This is a genomic window from Kitasatospora sp. MBT63, assembly GCF_000710465.2.
Classification (GTDB): Bacteria; Actinomycetota; Actinomycetes; order Streptomycetales; family Streptomycetaceae; genus Kitasatospora.
The window spans coordinates 1-10,691 of the sequence record NZ_JAIZ01000465.1; the positions used below are offsets into that span (position 1 = coordinate 1).

General features: G+C 75.0%; 8 protein-coding genes and 1 pseudogene. 6 read left to right on the forward strand and 3 right to left on the reverse strand.

What is annotated here, in order from left to right; genetic code table 11:
* Positions 1-671: aminotransferase class I/II-fold pyridoxal phosphate-dependent enzyme (locus tag AA75_RS25125; protein ID WP_149038361.1), on the reverse strand; the 671-nt coding region annotated here is incomplete at its 3' end.
* A 107-nt stretch (positions 672-778) separates the two neighbouring features.
* Between AA75_RS25125 and AA75_RS25130 the strand changes: the two genes are divergently transcribed.
* Positions 779-2,374, forward strand: coding sequence for a PucR family transcriptional regulator (locus AA75_RS25130; protein WP_033822511.1), 1,596 nt, complete (start codon positions 779-781; stop codon positions 2,372-2,374).
* Positions 2,375-2,449: 75 nt separating this feature from the next.
* Here AA75_RS25130 and AA75_RS25135 read toward each other — a convergent pair whose 3' ends face one another.
* A complete protein-coding gene (locus tag AA75_RS25135) occupies positions 2,450-3,154 on the reverse strand; it encodes a hypothetical protein (RefSeq protein ID WP_033822512.1) in 705 nt (234 codons plus the stop codon).
* Between the two features lie 305 nt (positions 3,155-3,459).
* The gene (locus AA75_RS25140) at positions 3,460-4,515 is read right to left on the reverse strand and encodes a LacI family DNA-binding transcriptional regulator (RefSeq protein WP_033822513.1); all 1,056 of its coding nucleotides are present in this window, start codon (positions 4,513-4,515) and stop codon (positions 3,460-3,462) included.
* A 435-nt stretch (positions 4,516-4,950) separates the two neighbouring features.
* Between AA75_RS25140 and AA75_RS25145 the strand changes: the two genes are divergently transcribed.
* The 5 genes and pseudogenes from AA75_RS25145 to AA75_RS49730 all read left to right on the forward strand — a co-directional run.
* Positions 4,951-6,273, forward strand: coding sequence for an ABC transporter substrate-binding protein (locus AA75_RS25145; protein WP_033822514.1), 1,323 nt, complete (start codon positions 4,951-4,953; stop codon positions 6,271-6,273).
* 236 nt (positions 6,274-6,509) lie between these two features.
* The gene (locus AA75_RS25150) at positions 6,510-7,409 is read left to right on the forward strand and encodes a carbohydrate ABC transporter permease (protein ID WP_233289184.1); all 900 of its coding nucleotides are present in this window, start codon (positions 6,510-6,512) and stop codon (positions 7,407-7,409) included.
* Between the two features lie 2 nt (positions 7,410-7,411).
* A complete protein-coding gene (locus AA75_RS25155) occupies positions 7,412-8,293 on the forward strand; it encodes a carbohydrate ABC transporter permease (protein WP_033822516.1) in 882 nt (293 codons plus the stop codon).
* A gap of 38 nt (positions 8,294-8,331) precedes the next feature.
* Positions 8,332-9,735, forward strand: coding sequence for a GH1 family beta-glucosidase (locus AA75_RS25160; protein WP_033822517.1), 1,404 nt, complete (start codon positions 8,332-8,334; stop codon positions 9,733-9,735).
* A 240-nt stretch (positions 9,736-9,975) separates the two neighbouring features.
* A pseudogene (locus AA75_RS49730) lies at positions 9,976-10,691 on the forward strand (hypothetical protein); the annotation flags it as partial.

Sequence of the window (10,691 nt, forward strand, 5' to 3'; positions counted from 1 at the left end):
AGCGCGCCCCGGCCGCCCTCGCCGAGCACCCCGAGGCCGTGCGCGTCGTCGACCAGCAGCGCGGCGCCGCCGTCGCGGGCGGCGGCGGCCAGTCGCGGCAGCGGCGCCGCGTTGCCGTCGACCGAGAAGACCGAGTCGCTGACCACCAGGGCGCGCCGCTGCGTCCGGTCCGCCAGCACCTGGCGGACGGCCGCCGGGTCGGCGTGCGGGGCGCGGTGCACGTCGGCGCGGGCCAGCCGGCAGCCGTCGATCAGCGAGGCGTGGTTGTACGCGTCCGAGACGATCAGGGTGTCCGGGTCGGTCAGGGCGGTCAGTGCCGCCAGGTTGGCCGCGTACCCGGAGGAGAAGACCAGCGCGGCCTCGAACCCGCAGAACGCGGCCAGTTCGTTCTCCAGCTCGGTGTGCAGCGCCGTGGTGCCGGTGACCAGCCGGGACCCGGTGGCGCCGCCGCCCCAGCGCAGCGCGGCCTCGGCGGCGGCGCCGGTCACGGCGGGGTGGCGGACCAGGCCCAGGTAGTCGTTGCCCGCCAGGTCGAGCACCGGGTCCTCGGCGGGGCGGCTGCGCAGGGTCCGGGTCAGTCCGGCGCCCGCGCGCAGCTCGGCGGCCTCGTCGAGCCAGTCGAACACGGCGGCGGGGGCGAGGGAGGCCTGCGGCACGGCGGGGTGGACCATGGTCGCACTCTGTCATCCGGGGCCCGCCGCGGGCAATGTGCGCCGGGGCACACCGCGGGCCCGGCGGGCGGCATAGACTCCGACGATCACCCGGAGGGGAGGCGCAGTTGGAGGACGGCCGCCTGACCGTGCAGGACGTGCTCGACCTGGACCCGATGGTGACCTGGGGCGCCGAGGTGGCGGCCTGCCCGGGCCGGCTGGACCGGCCGGTGCGCTGGCTGCATGTGGCGGAGGCGACCGACGTCGCGGTGATGCTCTCCGGCGGCGAGATGGTGCTGACCACGGGGGTGCTCCTGGCCGGCGACGAGCGCCGGCAGGTGGAGTACGTGGAGGCGATGCAGCGCGCCGAGGCCGCGGCGGTGGTGCTGGGGCTGGGCCGGGGCTTCCGGACCACGCCGGAGGCGATGCGCCGGGCCGCCGAGCGCTGCCGGGTCCCGCTGATCGTGCTGCACCGCCCTGCGCCGTTCACCCGCCTCACCGAGGAGGTGCACGCCCGGCTGCTGCACGGCCGGTTCGCCGCACTGGACCTCTCCGACCGGATGAGCAGCGCCCTCACCGCACTCAACCTCTCCGGCGTCCCGCTGCAGCGTCTGCTGGACGAGATCTCCGCGTACGGCGGCGGCCCCGCGGTGGTGGTCAACCTGGCCCGCCGGGTGCTCGCCTGCGCCGGGCCGCGTACCGCACTGGGCGACCTGCTGCGCGACTGGGACCTGGTGTCCCGGCAGGTCGCCGCGATGGCCGGGAACTCACCGGTGACGCTCGGCCCGGACGGCTGGATCGTGGCCCGGCTGGAGGCCCGCGGCCGCCAGTGGGGTCAGCTGGTGCTCTTCGGCCACCCCGGCACCGCGCAGACCGCCCGGGTGATCGGCACCCGCGCCGCCGAGGCGCTGGCCCTGCACCACCTGCTCGGCGAACGCGGCCGCGGCTGGGAGGAGCAGGCCGCGGAGGTGCTGCTGACCGACCTCGCGGCCGGCACCGCCCGCCCGGAGGACCTGCTCCCCCGGATCCGCGCCGCCGGGCTGCCGGCCGGCCGGCGGACCTTCGTCCCGCTGGTGCTGCGCCCGCACGGGCGCGTCCCGGGCCTGCGCGAACTGGTCGAGCGGCAGCTCGCCGACGACGGCACCGCGGCACTGACGGCCTGGATCCGGCCGGACGCCCTGGCCGTCCTGCTGAGCCTGCCGCCGGGCCGCGACGCCGAGCAGGAGGTGCGCCGGCTGGCGGTCCGGCTGCACGAACGGCTGGCCGCGCTCGGCGCGCGGGCGGCAGCCGGCGCCGGTTTCGGCTGCGCGGTGCTGGACGAGCTGAGCCGCTCGTTCGTCGAGGCGGTGCACGTCGCGGACGCCGCCCTGGCCGGGCCGCCGGCCGGTCCGGTGGCGTGGCTGCGGGACGTACGGCTGCGCGGGCTGGTCCGGCTGCTGCGCGACGACCCGCAGCTGCAGTCCTTCATCGTGCGTGAGCTCGGGCCGCTGCTGGGCCGCCCCGACCTGCTGGAACTGCTGCGCGGCTACCTCAGCACCGGCCGCAACAAGTCCCTGACAGCGCAGCACCAGCACATCAGCCGCCCGGCGCTCTACCGGCGGCTGCAGGGCATCGAGGAACTGCTCGGCACCGACCTCGACGACCTGGAGCAGCTCACCTCGCTGTACGTCGCCCTGCTCGCGCACGACGCCCAGCAGGACGCCGGGCAGGACGCCCCTCACTGAGCGCGCAGCGGCGCCGACCCGAAAGGTCACTCCATGTTTTGATCAAATAACTTTGTGTACTAGCCGGCGCCGGCCTCAGGACCTGACGGCCGGTCCGTCCGCGCCCGCGGCGGCCGTGGTGCCGTCGGAGGTCCACCACGCCCCGGGGTCCTCGCACGAACCGACCGTGAGGCGTTCGCCGTACCCGTTGTCGAGGAGGCAGCCGCCCCGCTGCGCGGCGATCCGGAACGGGGAGTCGGTGGCGGCCGCGTCGGTCCGGGCCGGGTCCCCCGCGAAGGTCCACAGCTGGGCCGGGTCCTCCTGCGGGCCAGCGGACCGGCCGTGCTGCAGGTAGACCGAGTCGTCGGGGTCGGTGGTGAGCAGCAGCGGTCCGGCGTCGTCGGCGGGGGCCAGCAACGACCGCAGGACCAGCTCGCCGGTGGCCGACGGCAGGACCAGCCACTCCTGGTCCGCCTCGGCGTCCGGGGGCATGCCGACCACGGCTGCGCCGTCCGCCGCCCGGGACTCCGCCACGCCGAACGCGTGCATCCTCAGCCCGGACTGCCGGGCCGTCAGCACGGTCAGCCCGCCCGCCGGGCCGCTGCCCGCCACGGTGTCGGCGGGCGGCGGTGCGGCGGCGGGCGCGCGGGTCACCCCGTCCGGCCGGGCGGCCGGGTCACCTGCGGCGGCCGGGGCGGAGTCGGCCTGTGAACGGTCTGCCTCACCGACCAGCAGCAGCGCGGCGAGGGCGGCGAGCACGGCCGTGGCCGTGGCGGCGGTGAGCACCGGTCTGTGGTTCACGTTCGGTTCCCCTGCGAGGTGTTCGGGACGGCCGCGGATCCGTCCCCCGTTCCGCCCGGTCCGGTCCGGCCCGGGTGGGGCACCGGCCGAGGTCAGGGGTCGGGCAGGGCAGACGCTAGCCGAGCAGGCGCGGCACCGGGCCCGGTCGCCACCGACGAGTGAACGCCGGTACCCCCATTCGGCCCACCGAACGGGTCCGGACCACCCGGACGGACGGATGGGAGCGCTCCCGCACCGCACTCGCCGACCCCCGCGCCGCAGGCCGTCGCGCAGCAGCCCCCGCACCGCGGGGTCGCGCCGCGCCCTCAGGCCGAGTCGCGGACCACCAGCTCGGTCGCCAGCACCACCTGCCGGTGGGCCCGGCCGGGCGAGCCGATCTCCTCCAGCAGCAGCCGCGCCATGGTCCGGCCCATCTCCTCGATCGGCTGCCGGACGCTGGTCATCGGCGGTTCGGTGTGCCGGGCCACGACCGAGTCGTCGAACCCGATCACCGCCACGTCCTGCGGCACCCACCGGCCGGCCGCCCGCAGCACCTGCATCGCCCCGGCCGCCATCAGGTCCGAGGCGCAGAACACCGCGTCCAGCCCGGGGCTGCGCTCCAGCAGCTCCCGCATCGCGAGCCGGCCGCCCTCCTCGGTGAAGTCGCCGAGCCCGACCAGGTCCTCCCGGTACGGCCGGCCGGCCTCCTCCAGGGCCTGCCGGTAGCCGCCCAGCCGGGCCCTGGCGCCCTCCATGTCCAGCGGGCCGGTGATGGTCGCGATGGCGTCGCAGCCGCGCCGTAGCAGGTGCCGCACGGCCATCCGGGCGCCGCCCGCGTTGTCCGCGATCACATAGCCGAGCGGCTCCGCGTCACCGCGGCGGCCGGCCAGCACGGACGGGATCTCCAGGCTCTCCAGCAGTGCCGGCAGCGGGTCGTCCCGGTGCACCGAGACCAGCAGCACGCCGTCCACCCGCTGCGCGGTCAGGTACGCCGCCAGCCGCTCGCGCTCGCGCCGGTTGCGGACCAGGATCAGCAGCAACTGCATCTCGGTCTCGGCGAGTTCGGCCGACACCCCGCTGATGATGTCGGAGAAGTACGGCTCCGAGAACAGCCGGGTCTCCGCCTCCGGCACGACCAGCGCGATCGAGTCGGTCCGCGAGGTGACCAGGGTCCGGGCCGCCCGGTTGGGCACGTAGCCGAGTTCGGCGATGGCGGCCAGCACGGCCTCCTTGGCCTTCTCGCTGACCCGCGGCGAGCCGTTGACCACCCGGGAGACCGTCCCGCGGCCCACCCCGGCCAGCGCGGCCACCTCCTCGAGGGTCGGGCGCGCCGCCCCCCGGGCTGCGCCGCCGGCCGGGCCGCCGGCCTGCCCGCCCACCATCCGTGCCATCCTGCCGCCTCTCCGTTCACCCGGCCGGGCTCCACTCGCGCCCGGCCACCACCCCATCGTCCCCGCGCCCCGCCGCCGGACACCAACCGGGTCGGCCTCCGCCCGCCGCCGGGACCGCCCGGGGCGGCCGCCGGAAACAGATCCGACACACAGGCTTGACACCCGGCCCCGGGACGCAGCAACCTTCCCACAGGCCGAGTGGGAGCGCTCCCACACAGGCTTCGGCGAGCGTACACCGGGGCGCCCCGCCCCACCGCACCCCCGTACGACAACTCCAGGCACCCCATCCGCCACCCGTCCGCGCAGGTCGGCCCGGCCGCCGCGGGCCGCACCCCGCGGGGCCCGTCCACGGACGCCCTCGGAACGCCCACGGAACGAACGCCCACGGAACGTCCTCGGAACCGTCCTCGGAACAAGGAGACGCACATGCGCACCACCTCCCGCCCCCGCAGAGCCACCGCCCCGGCCGCCGCGGCGCTGCTCTGCTCCGCCCTGCTGCTGACCGCCTGCAGCAGCGGCGGCCCGCAGTCCGCCGGATCGGCGGGCCCGGGGTCCGCGCAGGTCACGCTGACCGTCGGCGACTTCGGCACCTTCGGGTACAAGGAGGCCGGCCTGTACGACGAGTACATGGCCGCGCACCCGAACATCACCATCAAGTACGAGACCGTCCAGGACGGCCAGAAGTACTGGGACGCGCTGACCACCCACCTGGCCTCCGGCAGCGGGCTCTCGGACATCCAGGCGGTCGAGGTCGGCTACATCGCCCAGGCGGCCGGCACCCTCGGCGACAAGTTCACCGACCTGTCGAAGGCGGACGGGGTGAAGGCGGACGCCTGGCTGCCCTGGAAGTCGAAGCAGGCGACCACCGCCAAGGGCGCCCTGATCGGGCTCGGCACCGACATCGGCCCGATGGCGGTCTGCTACCGCAAGGACCTGTTCGAGCAGGCCGGTCTGCCGTCCGACCGTGAGGCGGTCGGCAGGCTCTGGGCGGGTGACTGGAGCAAGTTCGTCGACGCCGGCAAGCAGTACCAGTCCAAGGCCCCCGCCGGGACCTTCTTCACCGACTCGGCCAGCGGGCTGTTCAACGCGGCGCTGTCCGCCGAGGCGCAGCAGTACTCGGACGCCTCGGGGAAGCTGGTCTACCGGGACAGTCCCGGGGTGAAGAAGGCCTGGGACATCGCGGTCAGCGCCTCCCAGGCGAAGATCAGCGCCGGGCTCCGCCAGTTCCAGGACAACTGGAACACCGCCTTCACCAACGCCCAGTTCGCGACCGTGGTCTGCCCGTCCTGGATGACCGGCATCATCAGCAAGTACTCCGGCGACAGTGGCAAGGGCAAGTGGGACATCGCCCAGGCCCCGGTCGCCTCCAACTGGGGCGGTGCCTTCCTGACGGTACCGAAGGCCGGCAAGCACACCGCCGAGGCCGCCGCGCTGGCCGCCTGGCTGACCGCGCCCGAGCAGCAGGCCAAGGTGTTCACCAAGGTCGGGAACCTGCCCTCGACCACGGCGGGCCTGCAGCTGCCGGCGGTGCAGGGTGCCCGGCTGGACTACTTCGGTTCCACCCCGACCGGCCAGATCTTCGCCACCACCGCCGGGAACATCAAGCCCGCGCCGATCGGCGAGCAGGACGGCACGGTCAAGACGATCATCACCGACAACGGGATCCTCGACATCGAGCAGCACGGCACCGACCCTGCCAAGGCCTGGCAGACCGTCACCAAGCTGATCGACGACAAGGTCAACGGCTGACGTCTCCCGCCCGCCGTCCGCGGGCCCGGCCGCCCGGCTCCGGGCGGCCGGGCCCGGCCCCCACCCTTCGCCCCCTCGCGCCTCCGCCCCTCGCGCCTCCGCCCTGCCGGAGGCAGCCACCCCGAGAAGGACTCCCCGTGGCCTCCACCCTCCGCGCGCCCGCCGAGGACAGCCCGCCCCCGCCGGACCGGCCCGGCCCCGCCGCTGCGGCCGGGCGCCCCGCCTGGCGCTCCCGGCTGCACCGCCTCGACCTCAAGGCCTCGCCGTACGTCTTCATCGCGCCGTTCTTCCTGTGCTTCGCGGTCTTCGGTCTCTTCCCGCTGGTCTGGACCGGCTGGCTCTCGCTGCACCGGGTCGACCTGCTCACCCCGGACGTCGCCGAGTGGCGCGGGTTCGGCAACTACACCCGGCTGTGGGCGACCGACCAGTTCTGGAACGCGCTGCGCAACACCGTCACCATCGGTGTGCTCTCCACCGTGCCGCAGCTGCTGATGGCGCTGGTCCTCGCCCATCTGCTCAACTACCGGCTGCGCGGCCGCGGTCTCCTGCGGGTCGCGGTGCTGGCGCCGTACGCCACCTCGATCGCCGCCGCGACGCTGGTCTTCGTCCAGCTGTTCAACCCCGACTACGGGCTGGTGAACTGGTGCCTGTCGGGGCTCGGGCTGGCGCACACCGACTGGTACGCCGACACCTGGCCCTCGCAGATCGCCATCGCGACCATCGTCACCTGGCGCTGGACCGGCTACAACGCACTGATCTACCTGGCCGCGATGCAGGCCGTCCCGAAGGACCTGTACGAGGCCGCCGCGCTGGACGGTGCCTCCCGCTGGCAGCAGTTCACCCGGATCACCGTGCCGTCGATCCGGCCGACCATCCTGTTCACCGTCGTGGTCTCCACCATCGGGGCCACCCAGCTGTTCGGTGAGCCGCTGCTGTTCGGCGGCGGTGTCGGGGTCAGCGGCGGATCCGCCCACCAGTTCCAGACCCTCGGCCTGTACATGTACGAACTCGGCTGGCCGAGCCGCCAGTTGGGCCGCGCCTCGGCGGTCGCCTGGACGATGCTGCTGCTCCTGCTGCTGATCGGCGCCGTCCGGTACCTGTTCGCCCGCCGCCACCGCCTCGAACCGAAGGGCTGACCATGGCCGCCACCACCGCCCCCGGCGCGCTACGGCGCCGTCTGCGCCCCGGCGCCGGCGCCCAGGACAAGGCCGGTCCGGTCACCTACCTGGTGCTCGGCCTCGCCGCGGTCGTCTCGCTGTTCCCGCTGTACTGGACCTTCGTCGCGGCCACCTCCACCGGCGACCGGGTCGCCCAGTCGCCGCCGCCGCTGGTGCCGGGCGGCGAGCTGTGGAACAACGTCCGCACCGTCTGGGACCAGGCCGACATGGGCACCGCGCTGCTCAACTCGACCGTGGTGGCCGGCTGCGTCGCGCTGTCCACGGTGCTGTTCGCCACCCTGGCCGGGTTCGCCTTCGCCAAGCTGGCCTTCCGCGGCCGGGGCGCGCTGCTCTCGCTGGTGGTCGCCACCATGACGATCCCGCCGCAGCTCGGCGTCATCCCGCTGTACCGGATCGTCACCGGCCTCGGCTGGGGCAACCACCTCCAGGCGGTGGTGCTGCCGTCGCTGGTGGCCGCGTTCGGGGTGTTCTTCATGCGGCAGTTCCTCGCCGAGGCGGTCCCGACCGAGCTGATCGAGGCCGCCCGGGTGGACGGGGCGCACAGCCTGCGGATCGTGTGGCACGTGGTCCTGCCGATCGCCCGCCCCGCCATGGCCGTCCTCGGCATGCTGGTCTTCGTGCAGTCCTGGAACGACTTCTTCTGGCCCTTCGTGGTCCTCACCCAGCAGAACCCGACCGTACAGGTGGCCCTGGCCGGCATCGGCGGCGGCAGCGCGTACGAGATCAACCAGGCCGTCATCATGACCGGCGCCCTGGTCGGCACCCTTCCGCTGCTGCTGGTCTTCGCCGTGCTGGGTAGGCACATCGTCGGCGGGATCACCGCCGGCGCGGTCAAGAGCTGACCCCACGCACCACCGCATCCCACAGAGGAGCCCACCGCATGACCGTCAACAGCCGACGCTTCCCCCCGGGTTTCGTCTGGGGCGCCGCGACCGCCGCGTACCAGGTCGAGGGCGCCGCCGCCGAGGGCGGCCGGACCCCCTCGATCTGGGACACCTTCAGCCACACCCCGGGCCGGACCGTCAACGGCGACACCGGCGACCGGGCCGTCGACCACCTGCACCGCTTCAGGGAGGACGTCCGGCTGATGGCCGGCCTCGGCCTCACCTCGTACCGCTTCTCGCTGTCCTGGCCGCGGATCCAGCCCACCGGCCGCGGCCCGGCCCTCGAACGCGGCCTGGACTTCTACCGGGCGCTCGCCGACGAACTGCTCGCCCACGGGATCACCCCCGCCGCCACCCTCTACCACTGGGACCTGCCGCAGCACCTGGAGGACCGCGGCGGCTGGCCGGTCCGCGACACCGCGTACCGCTTCGCCGAGTACGCCGCCCTGGCCGCGGAGGCGCTCGGTGACCGGGTGCCGACCTGGATCACCCTCAACGAGCCCTGGTGCAGCGCCTTCCTCGGCTACGGCTCCGGGGTGCACGCCCCCGGCCGGACCGACCCGGTCGACGCGCTGCGCGCCGCCCACCACCTCAACCTCGGGCACGGCCTCGCCGTCGACGCGCTGCGCGGCGCGCTGCCCGCCGCCGCCCGGATCGCCGTCTCGCTGAACCTGCACGCGGTGCGGCCGCTCGAGGGGCGGCCCGAGGACCTGGATGCAGCCCGCCGGATCGACGCGGTCGGCAACCGGATCTTCACCGGCCCGATGCTGCACGGCGGCTACCCCGAGGACCTGCTCGCCGACACCGCGCACCTGACCGACTGGGAGTTCGTCCGGGCCGGCGACCCCGCCCGGATCGCCCGGCCGATCGACCTGCTCGGGCTGAACTACTACACCCCGACCGTGGTGTCGGCGGCGCCGCACACCGCCGGCGCCGCCCGGCACGACGGACACGGCGTCAGCGAGCACTCGCCCTGGCCCGGCGCCGACCGGGTCGCCTTCCACCCCGCCCCGGGCGAGGTGACCGCGATGGGGTGGCCGGTCGAGCCCGGCGCGCTGTCCGAGCTGCTGCTGGCGCTGCACCGCGAGCACGGTCTGCCGCTGCTGGTCACCGAGAACGGCGCCGCCTACGAGGACGTGGTCGGCCCGGACGGCACCGTCCAGGACCCCGAGCGGATCGCGTACCTGCGCGGGCACCTCGCGGCGGTCGCCGACGCCGTCGAGGGCGGCGCCGACGTCCGCGGCTACTACCTCTGGTCGCTGCTGGACAACTTCGAATGGTCGTACGGCTACGGGAAGCGGTTCGGGATCGTCCACGTCGACTACCCGACGCTGGCCCGCACGCCGAAGGCGAGCGCGCACTGGTACGCCGAGGCGATCCGGCGCGGCGGCCCGCACTGACCGTGACCGGCGCGGGCCGGGCCGACCGCCCGGCCCGCGCGGGCGGATGACGGACCGTGACGGCCTCCCGTGACGGGCCGTGACGGCGGCCACCGACCGTCACGGGCGCCCCCGGTCGCCCCCGGTCACCGCCGTCCACGGCCGATTGCCGGCCTCACCCGAACGGCGCAAGCTGGAAGCAGCAGCCCGGCCGTCCCCCGGACCCGGGCCCCCGCCGCAGCCCCTTCGAGGTGGTCGACGATGGCGGACACAACAGATGTGAGGCCCTGGCGGACCCTCACCGGAGGCAGCGCCACCGGGGCCGACGCGTACATCGTGCCCTTCGACAAGTCCGGCGCCTGCACCGGCGAGCGGACCGCGGAAGCCGTGGTGGAGGCCGCCGCCCACGCCACCGACGTGTTCCTGTTCTCGCACGGCTGGAACAACGACTGGGCGGCCGCCACCGGGCGTTACGACGACTTCATCGCCCGGTTCCTGGAGACCGGTCACCGTTGGTGGAACCCGCCGGGCCGCGACTACCGTCCGTTGCTGGCGGGGGTGTTCTGGCCGAGCACCGCGCTGGTGGCACCCGGTGAGCGGGGACCCGTGATCGCCGGGTCGCCGCCGGGCCCCGCCACGACGGCGGCACTGGCCGAGGAACTGTCGCCGACCGACGCGGCCCGGCTGACCGAGCTGGCCGGGCCCGAGCGGATCGACCGGGACGAGGCACGGGAACTGGCCGAACTGCTCGCCCCCGTGCTGGCCGACGGCACCGACGAACTGCGTCCGGGCAGCCCGGCGCGGCCCGCCCCCGCGGACCTGGTCGACGCCTGGCGCGGGCTGCCGCCCGAACGCCCCGCGGGCGGCCCGCCGCCGCGCCCCGGCGGCTTCATCGAGGACGACGGGCCGGGCACACCCGCGGCCCCCGGCACCGCGGGCGGCCTCGGGGAGTTCGCCGCCCGGTTCGACCCGCGGCA

Excerpts from the sequence above, each read along its gene's own strand:
- AA75_RS25140 (WP_033822513.1), bottom strand. The coding sequence starts at position 4,515 with ATGGTGGGCGGGCAGGCCGGCGGCCCGGCCGGCGGCGCAGCCCGGGGG.
- AA75_RS25145 (WP_033822514.1), top strand. The coding sequence starts at position 4,951 with ATGCGCACCACCTCCCGCCCCCGCAGAGCCACCGCCCCGGCCGCCGCG.
- AA75_RS25155 (WP_033822516.1), top strand. The coding sequence starts at position 7,412 with ATGGCCGCCACCACCGCCCCCGGCGCGCTACGGCGCCGTCTGCGCCCC.
- AA75_RS25160 (WP_033822517.1), top strand. The coding sequence starts at position 8,332 with ATGACCGTCAACAGCCGACGCTTCCCCCCGGGTTTCGTCTGGGGCGCC.